Source organism: Burkholderia pyrrocinia (assembly GCF_022809715.1).
Classification (GTDB): domain Bacteria; phylum Pseudomonadota; class Gammaproteobacteria; order Burkholderiales; family Burkholderiaceae; genus Burkholderia; species Burkholderia pyrrocinia_C.
The window spans coordinates 1,622,961-1,636,444 of record NZ_CP094459.1; the positions used below are offsets into that span (position 1 = coordinate 1,622,961).

Here is a 13,484-nt window from a genome sequence, read left to right on the forward strand (position 1 = left end):
ACTTGGTCGCGGTCCGCGTCGTTGGCGTCGCCCCCTTCGCTTGGAGCGGCACTGCGTGCGGCACGGGTGCCCGAACGAGTGTGAAAATATACCTCAATGACCAGGTGCTAACCGCGTCATCGGTCAATGAAGCGGAATCTGTAGAACAGCTCACCGAGCGAATAGCCAATACTGCATCCCGTTTTGCCATTTTTCACTTAGCCCGAACCGGTGCTCCGCACGTGTGTCTGAATGCACAATGTAATAAAGGTCAGACAATACAGAGCGGCGATCGCCGACATATGAATGGCCTGTGAAATCAGTGTCGACGTTGGTTACGTCGATCGTTTCGATTCCTTTGAGCAAGACCATATTCCTACCCGAGTCACCAGCACGTGGCCCGGCATGAATAATTTCCGATAGTGCAAGAGCGCGGTCACGCGATGATGCATACAAAGTGACCGGCGCCCCCAGTGCTACCAATCCTGGTGCAATTTGCCGGACGAAAACTTCACTATCGATGTCTGGTGCTGCAAGAACAATTTCCTTGATTCTTGAGGCATATGTGGGATCTTGCCGAGCGATATTCAAAAGAGCTCTCGTTAATCCGCGCGTCCCCATGCTATGAGCTACAACATATAAGCTAGCATCAGGCGTCGCTTTCAGAATGCTGCTAACGAATTGCTCAATATCAGGTTGTGCTCTTTCAATCGATTGCTCATCAGACGTATACCCGGCAAGCGTGGCGCGTGATGGCCATGAGAAGAAAATTGCCGCTCCACTAAAGTCGAGGTCATAAGCTATTTGCGCGGTTCTGCGAGCGGCATCGTCAAAACTGACGTTGTATCCATGGATGAAGAGTAAAGCACTTGGCGTTTTTGAATTAAGTGCTTTTGATCTCATCTCCGAGAAAAATTGATCGGATGATTCGATATTTACATGTAACACCGTCACATGTTTGTTGGGCTCTTGGTTGATTTCAAGTCGAAGGATGGATGGTGACTCTAATCCGCCGACCATGTGGTTGCGCGGAATGCTCACGTCCACGTTGCCGAAGGTGACTTGCTGAGCAAGTTCGTTACCGAAAAAATTGTGCTTTTGTGGTGAGTTTAACGCTTGACTTCGATCGGTTCCGAAGAATACACGGACGATGTCGTACTCTCCATTATTGCCCGCTCGAGTGGGCGCTGCCGTAGTCGGCAAAATCGATGCCGATGCAGGTTCGGATATTTCATAATCTGCAGTATTTGATGTCCATTCACTTGGTGCATTAGCACCCAATTTTTTGGCGTGATGGTATTTTTTCGAAGTATGGGGTCGAGGCGCCATCGCTGGAACTCGAGCTGCATATTCATCATACGCGGCGGTATTGTCCACGTCTCTGCCGGTGACGACTGGTTTTGTCGCAGGCGCGGGCGGCGTGTTCACGTAGCTTCCTGATCCTTGTCCTGGGAGTTCAAGTGGTATAGGAATATGGGTTATCGTTTCGGAATCGTTTCCACCAAGTATGCTGCCGGGGAGCGATGATTGAGGTGTCGCCGTACTGTTCTGCGTTGGAGGTAACTCACCAGAGGAGCTTGTCGCTCCGGCGGGCACGTCGTTATGAGCCGACACTTGGGCTGGCGGCGGAGGGGCTGCGACTTCTGCGAAATGACAGGCGCTAAGCTGGATACTTGTCCATATGGCAACCGCAACAATCCCCGAAACCGAGCTCTTATTCATGATTATTCCCATTGCTACGGTTTGTAATGTGTTTTTGTTCGCCTCAAAGATTGTGAACACTCGTGACAAATATTGAAGGCGCTCGATTCAGAATAGATTTTGCGATCGAAAAGTCAATGGGACATATCAAGAAAGCGGGTGCCGTTCTATGGCGAGACCTGTCCGATGGTTGAGTAAGTTATAAGTACGACGAATGCCAATGAAAATTGGCATTCATCGGATGATAGAGGGGCGCGCGTGAATAGGCTGCGCTGTTTCATTTCAAGTGATTTTGGGTTTCGCAAGTACGCGTAGATGGCCGTTACCAATCAGAAAATTTCGATACGACCTGATCGCTACCTCTCACACGGCGCGCATCACGCTCGGGCTTGAGTCGATGATCCGGCCTTGCATGTCGATCAGCGCGAGCGTCGCCGGCTGTCCGTCGGGTGTCGTGATGCTCAACCCCTGAAAGCTGACCGCGCTGATCGTGCTGGTGAGCGGCGCGACGACCTGGGCGTCGTCCGTACGTGCGATCTCGGTCGGCGGCTTCTTCTTCATCGCGACCTCGCTGCTATGCAAAGCTCCGCGCGGGTCCGCATCTCGCGGTCGTACCCGGTCAGCGTGGTTCTCCAGTCGTGCGCGTACTGCGGCCCTGCGATCGACGTGCCGGCGCGCTGCGCATCGAGCTGCGCGCCGCTCGGCAGTGCGTAGCGAGGGCTGATCCGCTCACCGTGCTTCCGTTACCGGCGGCCCTAACTTGCAAACACGAAGTTCGCCTTTCGGCCAGTTGCTGGAGGTTACAACCGGCGGCCCCGGCCAATTGCAGGCATTGAGATTGGGGCGGTGAACGAACTCTCGTCACGCCGACCCCGTGAAGCCTGTTCTTGACCGCTATCGCAACTGCTTAATGCGCTCTTGGAGAGCCAGGGCGGCAGGGATGTTCATGGCTGCAAGTGCGGCAGTGATCTCGATAAGCGCCTGTCGAGCCTGAGGGTGCTGCGACAGGGCATGCGCGTCGGAACTCAATGCCGCCACCACCAGCGCAACCAATGCGTCGCCCGTACCCTCGCGGTACCAGCGACTGGAATGCTCGCGTTCCTTCAGCATGGCGGTGAGCCAGCAAAGCCCATCAAGCCGAAGTGGGGCTCCGAACTTAGTCGTCAGGAAGTGGCAGAAACGGGTGACGCATTCTTCGTCGCGAGCTAGGTGCGCGGCGGCCCAGCGTTTGTAGAGATCCTTCAACTTCCAGAAAGTACGCGGACAACACATTTCTGTCGGCCTCCTCGTTGACGCCGACATCAAGAAAGTACTGGTTCGCTGCCGCAAGGACAGATTCGTTTCTCTGCTTTTTCAGCCCCATATGGACGTTCCCCCTTGAAATAACGAGTGTTTCGAGGAGGCCATAGGAAGCCCATGGTGTCCTCAGTGATGTGTTTGCTGATACGTAATCAAACGCGCTACGAAGCAGCACTGCGCGCGGGCGGTCACATTGGCATCGCCGCAACCGTAACGACTATGCGCCGCCACTCATGCTATTAGACGCAAGACTGACGCCCGGTGCGCGCCGTAAAACTCCATGTTGATGATGATGGACTCCGGTGTCTCAATGACCTGGTACGCGAAGATCTCTTGGTGCGATCCAAGCTTGGGTAGCTGCTCGAAATTCAGGGCGGTCGATGTGCGGACTTTGCTTACTGACGACGCAAGGTCGGGGGCGACTGCAGGATCGATGGGGATGAATAGCGGACACGCATACAGGTCGCCCAGGAGCTTGTGCCGACCACCGTGGTGATGGAAATAGAGCGCGCGCGCGATTTTTTGCAAGCATGCACTCAGTAACTCGAAGTTGATTTTGAATGGGTCGTCTATCACCAGCGCATTGCGATCCCACCGAAACCCATAGCGGTCCAGGACGCCGCTGCGCCGCAGCGCCAGCCGGACGACACTCCTTGCGGCACTGCTCCTGATCGCATTGGGGATGTCCGTGGCGATCGCGCCCAATAGAAACTTCAGGTATTCGTCCGCCCTGGAGTTGGCGTTGTTGTGCGTCACGCAGGAAGGCACCGTTATCAATCTCGACCAATCGGCTCCCTTTGGGAACAGGCATTTGGGCGGCACATGTTCCCGCCCGGTCCCTTCGGCGTCACAGTGGTAGCAGGTCGTCGTTTCAAAATATGCCATGGCATGCTGGTGGTCGAGTCAACTGAGCGAATGCTGACGCGTTGCGGACACGGACTCCCTGCGCAAGGAAGAGATCCGTGAAACATGGCATCGTGCTCAAGCCTCCGTGGCTAATTCCAGGTAGGGATTGTTGAGCGGCTGTTCGCTGAATAACGTCGCCCACTCGTTGAGCAGATACCCATGGAGCTTTCGCGATTTGCGTGGCCCCGTGACCGTGCACATCCAGATGTTCAACCCGCTGGGTTGCTTGCGATGCAGTTGCAGCTTCTCGAACTTCTTCTGCACCCACTGCCAATCGTGGAGTTGCTGCTCCTTGGCTAGCGCCACCACGCGCGGGTGCTCCTGGGCATAGCGCTGGAAAATGCCTGGGCTCACCAGATACACGGTATCGGCCACGGTATGCACCAGCGCCTTCGCGTCGTTGATCACCAGCTTGTGGCTCTGCACCGCATGACTCAGCCACGCGACGAAGTGTTCGCCCGAGGGCGGCGCGCTCGTAGCCGCGACGTGCAGCGGCTGCGGTTCTGCAGCAGACGGTGGAGGTGTGGGCAGTGCGGGCGGAACGGCTGGCGCAGGCAGTGGCATCGCCGTTGGCATGGTCGGCTTCGTCGCTGGGGCCTGTGTGGCCCTCGGCGGAGCTTTCGGTATCACGCACCGGGGCTGTTCCTGCTCCGGCGCAGGCGCATCCGTGTTGGCGGGCTCAGGCGCCGCGCCGAACAGGTTCAGCAAGTCGGTGATGGCGTCTGCCGGGACGGGCGCGGGCACCACGGTCGGCGTCGTAGGCGGCAGGCTCGCATCGGTGGTGCCGGCCATCGCCGTGTCCTCTTCGGTGGCCATGGCCTCCACGACCACATTTCCCGCGAACGGCGGCGGGCGCTGCGTGGCGTCGTCCCAGATCAGTGCCGGTGCCAACTGGAGGAAGGTGAAGGTGTGTGACCAACCGTTGTCCCCGGTCACCGTCGCCTTCCAGATCGCTTTGCCATCCATAGTCGGCTGCGCCATGCCGTGGTCTTGCAGGATCGTGAACAGTGCCGTGTTGTTGCTGGGAATGCCCTCGATGCCCTGCGACAGCAGGTGAGCACGGAGCTTGTCCGACACGGTCTTGCTCACGAGCCACAGCGCGTCCTGCGTGAGCCAGCCGTCCGATGCCTGCGGCTGATTCAGCTTGAACTCGTGCTTGAGCAGGTAGCGCAAACCATCCAGCAGCTTGCGCTGCAGCGCATGCTTCGGCGCGGCCAGCGCCTTGCTCGGGTCGCCGCCCAGTTCCTGCGCCACCGAGGCCTGATCGGCCTGCACGACCAGTTCGCCCAGCACGCCGGCATGCTCGTATTGGCCGGCCAACACGTAAAGCAGTGACGACCACGCCTCGTGATGGTTGCTGAGCCAGTCGAGGATGGGGTTGTCCAGAACCTGCGTATAGAGCAGTCCCGTGGCGGCGCTGTGCAGGCGATACGCACGCCCCTCGCGATAGCGAAACCGATAGGGCTGGGTCAGTGGGCCATGCCATGGATGCCAGGTAAGCCCATCGGCGAGTTCGACGTCGAGGTCCACCGCAATCTTTCCCAGGTCGTGCAGCAGCGCGGCGTAGGCCGTCGCGGCGGTCCAGACTTCGGCCTGCGCCGCTTGATCTTCAGGTGAAGTACCAACCGGCAGCAAGCGCGACTGCCGCAGCTTCAGCGCGTAGGCGACGATCTCTAGGCCGTGGTCCAACATGCCGCCGGGATACGCGTGGTGGTGGCTCTCCGACGCGGGGAGTTCTTGCACCAGCGCTGCGTAGCGCTCCAGTGGCTGCCGATACAGCAGGGCGAACTGCGTGCGGGACAACGACGTGCGTTGCCAGATGTGCTCCAGCAGCATCTGCCGACGCTGGGTACTCAGCAGCGCTGGTGCCGACGCCGGTTGCGTGAATCCGCGTGGCGCGGTATCGAGCGGCGCGGACGTGGGCGCCACCGACTTCTTCGAGAACAGTCTGAACATGCATGCTCCGGCAGCAGCAGGCCGCGGGAGGGCCTTTTCCATTTCGAAGCAGCAGATATAGATCGGCGGATACCGTGCGGCGACGGACAATCCGATGTGCTTGTTGTCCGTGTTTCGCGCAGAGCTGGGTGGTGTGCCTTGACCCGCCAGCCGGACGCGCGCGTGTATCGGCCAGACGTACTGTACGGCTGCCTGCGCGCCATGCAGTCGGTTGCCGGCGGTCGGGGGACCTTTGCAGAAGCCACGGTTCGAGAGCGGGAACGTAATCGCCACGAGAGTCGACCGTTGGCACGTCGAGCGATCGGCAGCACCTTGTTGTTGAAGGGGCTCGAAGCCGAGGTCGCAGTGATACCAAGCCCGGAAGATATGGACGCGCGACATCTCTATGTCGCCATGACGCGTGGCTCAGCGCGGTTGGTCATCTGCTCGGCTACGCCAGTCCTGGTTCCTCAGCAGTAGGGCGCGCGTCGCATGCGACGAGGCAGCAAATCAACTGGTTGATTCTCCAAACAGGTCGCGCGCCGCAGCCATGTGTGCCGCCATCGTTTCCGGGAGGCGGTCGCGGCAATCGGGGGGCCTCTTCGATATTCGGCGCTTGATCTTGCATACAGACAACCATTGTTCGTACCGCGCTTGCATTCTCCACACACACACGAATGAGGAAAGCTTGCCGTCACTGGTCAGGGCGGGATCTGTCCGGTCTGCGTGGGCACTCACCAAGCTATTTGCGGGGATTCTGGCGCAACTACGCTCGACGTAGCCGGCATCCATTGCACGCGGGAACACGATGAAGTCCTGTCGTGATCGAAACTGCAGGCTGTTCAACAGTTCAACGTCTCGCCTGTCGCTTAACACGGTGTGGCTGCTTCCCTTCTCGCCAAACTTATAGACAGACTTGTCGATCAGCGCGAGGGTGATCGATGGGGACAGCGGAAGGAATAGCTGGACACCATTCTTTGTCATCCCGGTATAACCGGGGTCGTCAGCATTCCGGAGGTACCAGTTGTACAGTACCGCAGGGTGATCGGAGATCACGAAGGGAAGGTTGGTACCGTTGCTCAGGACATGCCAGGAGAGATCCTCTAGCAGCCAGCGATTCAGGACTGAGCGCAGCAGCAATCGATTACGCACGGCCCGCTCGTCCGTTGGTCTCCACTTAAGGTTCCGAACCGATTCGATAGGATGGCCGTTGAGTTCTGCGAACTGTTCAAAGACCATGCTGCTGAAGCCGTCGACGCAATCTAGGGCTTGGCTTTGGGTGCCGGGTGTGCGGGCCATTTGAACCGCGATGAAAGTCAGAAGTGCCGGAAGACCTGGCTCAATCACTCGGCTCGGGTCGGCTACGATGGAATCGACCGCCGGCGCCGCAGGACCCTCGACTTTCGAGGCCAAGAACTTCTCCACTGCATTGTCGTCGTCGTAGAAGTTGTTCTGCGCGAGCACTTTACGGATGGAACTAGCCCGAACCTTGTTTCGAGTCGAGTCAAAAATCTGCACGTCTTCGTCGCTACTGGTGGCGAAGTGCCGAAGCAGCAACCGTGGCACAAAATGTTGATTCTTGGTGAGTCCAGCCAATTCGGGTCCTTAAAAGTCTCTCAAGCGCCAAGTTACCATTCCTCTGAAATCCACGAAGAGTTTTTCTTGTGTTTGCCGGCAATAGGCGGCTGCTTTGTGGTGACCGGGCCATTCGTGGCCCAGTCGAGCCAAAAATGGCCCGATTATTTTTCTTTCTTTTCAATGAGTTGATTTTGAGCGGGCCACGAATGACCCGATTTTCCCTCGAAAAAATCAATTTCCGCGGCTTCGCTTTCCCCGTCGCTTGCCAGAAATACCGGGCATCGCTTCTAATATGCTGATATTAAAGGATTAATTGACGGTTCATGGAAATTGGCATGGCAATTGCGTTAGCAATGCAGTCATCGCCGATGGCAACACGGTCAGAGGGCCGTGTCGGTTCCAACAACAAGGACTGCATCCATGCCGACTCCCGCTTATATCAGCATCCAGGGCAAGACCCAGGGCAACATCACGCAAGGCGCCTTCACCGCCGACTCCGTAGGTAACGTCTACCAGGAAGGTCACGAAGACCAGATTCTGGTTCAGGAAGTCGAGCACCTGATCGCCACCCCGACCGACCCGCAGAGCGGCCAGCCGTCGGGCCAGCGTGTGCACAAGCCGTTCACCTTCACCTCGCCGCTCAACAAGGCCACGCCGCTGCTGTACCAGGCCCTGGCCTCCGGTGAAATGCTGCCGGAAGTGGAAGTGAAGTGGTACCGCACTTCGACCGAGGGGAAGCAGGAGCACTTCTTCACCACCAAGCTCGAAGACGCCACCATCGTCAACATCAACACCGTGCTGCCGCATGCGCAGGACGCGACCAAGGCCGAGTACACCCAATTGGTCAAGGTCGCCATGGCCTACCGCAAGATCACCTGGACCCACGCCATCGCCGGCACCGAAGCCTCGGACGACTGGCGCAAGCCCCAGGAAGCCTGAGCCTGGGCCACCCGTGCGACCGGCGCTTAGGCCGGTCGCTCAACTCAGCATGTAGATCACCGGCCCGGTAACGGGCTGGTAAGGAATGCTCATGGTTGATCGAACCGACCTGCGCTTTACCTTCACCGCTGGCGACGAATCGTTCGAGGTGGTGGAGTTCACCCTGCACGAAGGCTTGTCCGAGACCTTCCTGTTGCAGGTGGAGCTGGCCAGTACCAACGCCGCCATCGACTTTGGTCAGGTGCTCGATCACAACGGCTTGCTCACGATCTGGCAGGGCGGCTTGCCCGTGCGCTACGTGCACGGCGCGATGTCGAGCTTCGTGCAAGGCGACACGGGCTTTCGACGCACCCGCTATTCCGCCGTGATCGAACCTCGCCTGGCGCGCCTGAAGCTCTCGTCAGACTGGCGCATCTTCCAGACGCTGAGCGTGCCCGAGATTGCAACGGCCGTGCTCAAGGCACACCATCAAACGCTGGACTACGAGCAGCGCGTGACCGCCGAGCATCTGGCCCGTGAGTACTGCGTGCAGGCGGGCGACACCGACTACGATTTCATCGAGCGCATCTTGCGTGAAGAGGGCTTCTTCTACGCCTTCCAGCACAAGGCCGATGGTCACCGGCTGATTCACTGCGACCGCCTCTTTATCTACGGCCGCCAGCAGGGCGAGCCGGTGCTGTACAACCCCACGCCCGGCGGCGACCGGCCGCAGCCCAGCCTGCGCACGTTTGCCTATACCGAGAACGTACGCACCGCGCGCCAGGTGCAGCGCGATTACACGTTCAAGAGTCCGCGTTACCCGCACGAGTACCCGCGCGAGGGCACCGATCTCGATCACCAGGGCCGCGGCTACACGCGCTACGACTACCCGGGCCGCTACAAGCATGAAGAGAGCGGCAAGGCCTTCACGCAGGATCGCTTGCGCGGTCACCGCCGCGATGCGCGCATCGCGACGGTCGGCGGCGACGATGCGCGCCTGCAACCGGGCATCGCGTTCGACCTCACCGGCCACCCGCGCGACGACATGAATCGCGGCTGGCGTCCGATCAGCCTCGTGCATCACGGCAAGCAGTACACCAGCCAAGCAGAGGAGGGCGCCGACGCGCAGCAGGGCACGCACTACCGCTACGAGGCGGTGCTGGTGCCCGACGATGCGGAATGGCGCGCCGAGCCGCTGCCGTGCCCGCGCATCGATGGCCCGCAGCCGGCGACCGTGGTGGGCCCGGAAGGCGAAGAGATCTACACCGACGAGTACGGCCGGGTGAAGGTGCAGTTCCCGTGGGATCGCGAGGGCAAGCACGACGAGCACAGCTCGTGCTGGATCCAGGTCGCGCAGAACTGGGCCGGGGCGACCTGGGGCCATATGGCGATCCCGCGTATCGGGCAGGAAGTGATCGTGGTCAACATCGATGGCGATCCGGACCAGCCGCTCATCATCGGGAGGGCGTACAACCGCCTACAGTTGCCGCCGTACGAACTGCCGCGGCACAAGACGCGGATGACGATCAAGAGCCAGACGCACAAGGGCGAGGGCTCCAACGAACTGCGCTTCGAGGACGAAGCCGGGCAGGAAGAAATCTACGTCCACGCGCAGCGCGATCAGAACATCCACGTCAACCACGACGAAACCACCTTCGTGGGCAACGACCGCAGCGAGCAGGTCGAGCACGACGAAACGATTGCTATCGGCAACGATCGTACCGAAACCGTGGGCCATGACGAGCAGGTCACCATTGGTCAGGACCGACGCCACGACATCGGGCAGGACGACTTCCTGACCATTGGTCGCAATCACACCATCCGTACGGCGAAGGATCGCACCGAGGAAGTCGGTAACCATCGTCGCGACAAGACGGCGGCCGATCACACGGTGGATATTGGCGGGCATCTGACGCAGCGGGTGGCAGGCCGTTCCGAGCTGGAGGCCGGGCAGAACATCCGTCGGCGCAGTCGCGTGATCGAACTGGCGGCCGGCGATGTGTTCCGCCTGCGCGGCCCCGGCGGCACCATCACCCTGGATGGCAGTGGCATCGCGCTGGAGGGCGTCCGCGTACACTTAAAGGGACCGCTCAAGGCCGACAAAAAGGGCTCAGGAAACGCCATCGACATGGCGGGCATACCGATCTTTGCCGGCCTGCCGCTGACCCTTCCCGAAGAGAACGGGCAAATCGAGAGCACCTTTGCCCTCGACCAGCTCACGGGCATCGCGCAGCGCTGCACCAAGGGCGAATTCACGTTGATGCTCGCTCCCATCTTCGGCTTCGACATTCCCGCGCACACCTACATCAAGTTGTACGACGGCCTGCGCCAAGGCACCATCGCCAACCCTGAGCATCGGTTGATGAAGCAGGGCAAGTCGCCTGCCGACTACGATAGCCGCGAGCGCGTGGTTCGGGTGCACGCCCTGGCCGTGGAACGCGCACGCACCGACAACGAGGCCGCCAGCCTGCTTCTGGCAGTGCTGCTGCATGAATTTGGTCACCACATCGACAACCTGCTGCGGCATGATCTGGCTGACCGCCATCCGGATGGCACCTCCACGCTGGCGGATGACAGCCCCCTCGATGAAGGCGCGCGCTACGCCTACCGCATGGCACTGTTCGATTTCGAATCGACCACCCAGGTCACCTATGCTCACTACACCGGCCCCGCCGGCAGCGGCCCGCTGACGCTCGACTACGCCGAGGCATCCCAGGCCATTCGCGCCCTGCAAGGCGGTGACGCCCACGAACACGAGGAAAAGAGCGGCACCCGCGAAGCTTTCGGCGCAGGCCGCGGCGAGCACCACGACAAGCAACCCGACAGTTCGTTCGGCCACGAATCGATCGAGGATGCCTTGAACGATGCCGGCTTCAACACGCGGGAGCGCAAGCAGATCTATTTCGGCAACTGGCTGCGTGACTACTCGCAGTTGCTCGACCCGAAAATCGTCCGTCCGCCGAGTGCAGAAAAGGACCTCTCCCGATATCTGTCGCGCGGAGTCTTGACCCGCGTGGTCGATCTGCTCGCCTTGCGCGAGTTCCACTCCATCCAGAACCTGAAGGATTCGAGTGAAGACCTCAAGGACGGCAAGAATAAGACCTACATGCTCAATCAGAAGATGCTGGGCGTCTATCGCCCCAGCGAGCATATCGACAACCCGAGCAACTTCAAGCCCAGTCCCGCCGACCCGCGCACGGTGGACCCGGCGTTCGAACCCTGGGCATTGAAGGACGACCAGCGCTTAGCTGTCGACAAAGCCAGTTCGATGAAGCGGTATATCTTCGATTCAAGGGACTACATGAGCGCCCAGTTGAACATCGCCCTTGGCGCTGGCCCAACTTCAAAAGGCTTCAGGCACTTTGGCGCGGCTCTGCATGTACTCGAAGACTATTTCGCCCATTCCAATTTCGTGGAGCTGAGCCTGCGCAAGTTCCACCCCAACGTGCTGGCTTGGACGGCGCCGCGCAGCAGCACGCAAAGCCGGCATGCCTTGCCGGTGGTCACCGGTATGTTCGGTTCGTTGGACATCATCGCCAGCCTCGCCGAACCCATGGCGCAGATGATGTTCCCCGTGGATGACGGTGAGTTCAAGCCCACCAAGCCCGGGCAGCGCTCGGATGGCGAGCGCATGATGCTCATCTTGCTGGAAGATCACAGGGACGAGACTTATTTGGCGGCCTTTGACCAGTTCTTGAAATTTCGCGACAGCCTGGCAAGTGTCCCGGGCTATGAATTAGCAGCGCGCATCGCTTGGGTTGCGAAGACACCCCTGCGCGCCGTGACCAACGCCTACAACCTGGTTTTCCAGGCCATGATTCAACTGATCGGCAACAGCGTGGACGACGTACAAACCTACTCCGGCAGCGACCCGAATGCTGACGAGAGCATGGACCCCTCGCATTCGCAGTTGGCCAAGGACCATGACGTACACCCCTTCCATGCCTTGGCTGCGACACTGGCCAAGCATGCGGTGCGCGACGTCGGCCAGGCGATGAAGGCCCGATGGGAACGTCGCTCTGGCCGGGATCCAGCGACGCTGGCCGCCAGCTACCTGGTCCATCCCAACGACTGCCAATGGCAGGACTCTATCGTCAAGGCGTGGGCACAGGCCAATCCCGACGCCATCCGCCGCGGTGCCTCCCGTACCGAGTTGGAGCATCTGAACGAGGTGCACGGCAAGCGGGCACTGGAACGCTTGCGGGAAATTGGGCGCTACGGAGTGGCGGGCCGTGACTATATCCAGAAGCACTACGAAACACTGTTCGGCGAAAAGAACCAGATATCGCGATGAAAACCGAGAAATCTCACGTCCCCGTATGGCTTCTGACCGCGATCTTGCTACTCAGCGGTTGCGGTCAAGCCCAGTCGGAGCCCGAGCCGCCTAGAGAAGAGGGTGAGATGGCGTCGCAGGTGCGGTGGCTAAAACGCGCGACGGACGCTGCCAATCAAGTAGATGACTGGCTTCATGGCTCGCCGAGACAAGCTTCTCGCGGATCCAAGCCCGAACTGATTGTGGAGAACAACCGCATCACCCTGGATGGCAAGCTGCTGGTGCTGGAAGCGCCTGTCGCTGAATGGTGGGCGGTGCTTGGTCCTCCCAGTCGGCAAGATCGTCTCGGCAGTATTCAAGTTTGGGACAACCTGGGCATCGGCCTCACAACGAATGCCGAGAGCTACGAAGAGCAACTGATTACGGACATGACCCGACAGTTCAACGCATCTGGTCCCAAGTCAGACGATGCTTATGAAAGGGAACGATACAAGTGGAAACAAACGCTAGACCAAGCCAAGAAGAGCGGCGTTTTTCAGGTCTCATCTCTCTTTGTGAACATCCGCGCTGTCCCAGGCCCGGATACCAATGAAGATGGAGAGCCCGTACTTCGCAATGCATTCAAGGGCTATCTGCAAGTCAACGACGTCGGCGTGGACGCCGATAGTACCTTGCGAGACGTGTTCCGTTGGAGTGACAAATCCAAGCATCCGCTCTCTTACCACTGCCTTCGCCTGAGCGAACTCCGTCGCTGCACGGCTAACACGGAAGTGGCTGAAAATGGACCGAGCATGGACTTTGGTTTCAGGGTGGATGAAACCGAGCAGCGCCGCATCATGTCTTTCTCGTTCTCATGTGAAGACTGTCCACGTCCCACGCCATGAGCATGCAGCAG

The 13,484-nt window shown here is 59.5% G+C and carries 9 protein-coding genes; 3 read left to right on the forward strand and 6 right to left on the reverse strand.

Translation table 11 applies throughout. From position 1 onward, the window contains the following. Window positions 1–150: 150 nt before the first annotated feature. The 6 genes from MRS60_RS07605 to MRS60_RS07630 form a co-directional block, all read right to left on the reverse strand. Window positions 151–1,701, reverse strand: a complete 1,551-nt coding sequence (locus MRS60_RS07605; protein WP_243565488.1) for an alpha/beta hydrolase — start codon at window positions 1,699–1,701, stop codon at window positions 151–153. Between the two features lie 342 nt (window positions 1,702–2,043). Next, complete coding sequence (locus MRS60_RS07610) at window positions 2,044–2,241, reverse strand: hypothetical protein (RefSeq protein ID WP_243565489.1); 198 nt, start codon at window positions 2,239–2,241, stop codon at window positions 2,044–2,046. 333 nt (window positions 2,242–2,574) lie between these two features. After that, a complete protein-coding gene (locus tag MRS60_RS07615) occupies window positions 2,575–2,925 on the reverse strand; it encodes a hypothetical protein (protein WP_243565490.1) in 351 nt (116 codons plus the stop codon). Window positions 2,926–3,210: 285 nt separating this feature from the next. Then, window positions 3,211–3,864: a hypothetical protein gene (locus tag MRS60_RS07620; protein WP_243565491.1), complete on the reverse strand. Its 654-nt coding sequence runs from the start codon at window positions 3,862–3,864 to the stop codon at window positions 3,211–3,213. A gap of 96 nt (window positions 3,865–3,960) precedes the next feature. Beyond that, window positions 3,961–5,841 (reverse strand): MobH family relaxase, encoded by a 1,881-nt coding sequence (gene mobH, locus MRS60_RS07625; RefSeq protein ID WP_243565492.1) that lies wholly within the window; start codon window positions 5,839–5,841, stop codon window positions 3,961–3,963. Between the two features lie 489 nt (window positions 5,842–6,330). Continuing rightward, window positions 6,331–7,416, reverse strand: a complete 1,086-nt coding sequence (locus MRS60_RS07630; protein WP_243565493.1) for a DUF4238 domain-containing protein — start codon at window positions 7,414–7,416, stop codon at window positions 6,331–6,333. A 402-nt stretch (window positions 7,417–7,818) separates the two neighbouring features. On the opposite strand from MRS60_RS07630, the gene MRS60_RS07635 reads away from it, so the two are divergent. From MRS60_RS07635 to MRS60_RS07645, 3 genes are all read left to right on the forward strand, one after another. Beyond that, window positions 7,819–8,337 carry an Hcp family type VI secretion system effector gene (locus tag MRS60_RS07635; protein WP_048021124.1) on the forward strand — a complete coding sequence of 173 codons (519 nt, stop codon included), beginning with the start codon at window positions 7,819–7,821 and terminating at the stop codon, window positions 8,335–8,337. A 91-nt stretch (window positions 8,338–8,428) separates the two neighbouring features. Then, a complete protein-coding gene (gene tssI / locus MRS60_RS07640; RefSeq protein WP_243565494.1) occupies window positions 8,429–12,610 on the forward strand; it encodes a type VI secretion system tip protein TssI/VgrG in 4,182 nt (1,393 codons plus the stop codon). Next, complete coding sequence (locus tag MRS60_RS07645) at window positions 12,607–13,473, forward strand: hypothetical protein (RefSeq protein ID WP_243565495.1); 867 nt, start codon at window positions 12,607–12,609, stop codon at window positions 13,471–13,473. Before tssI ends, MRS60_RS07645 begins: the two co-directional genes overlap by 4 nt. Window positions 13,474–13,484: the final 11 nt, after the last annotated feature.

Coding starts and splice junctions, on each gene's coding strand:
- MRS60_RS07605 (WP_243565488.1), bottom strand. CDS start 1,701: ATGAATAAGAGCTCGGTTTCGGGGATTGTTGCGGTTGCCATATGGACA.
- MRS60_RS07610 (WP_243565489.1), bottom strand. CDS start 2,241: ATGAAGAAGAAGCCGCCGACCGAGATCGCACGTACGGACGACGCCCAG.
- MRS60_RS07620 (WP_243565491.1), bottom strand. CDS start 3,864: ATGGCATATTTTGAAACGACGACCTGCTACCACTGTGACGCCGAAGGG.
- mobH (WP_243565492.1), bottom strand. CDS start 5,841: ATGTTCAGACTGTTCTCGAAGAAGTCGGTGGCGCCCACGTCCGCGCCG.
- MRS60_RS07635 (WP_048021124.1), top strand. CDS start 7,819: ATGCCGACTCCCGCTTATATCAGCATCCAGGGCAAGACCCAGGGCAAC.
- tssI (WP_243565494.1), top strand. CDS start 8,429: ATGGTTGATCGAACCGACCTGCGCTTTACCTTCACCGCTGGCGACGAA.
- MRS60_RS07645 (WP_243565495.1), top strand. CDS start 12,607: ATGAAAACCGAGAAATCTCACGTCCCCGTATGGCTTCTGACCGCGATC.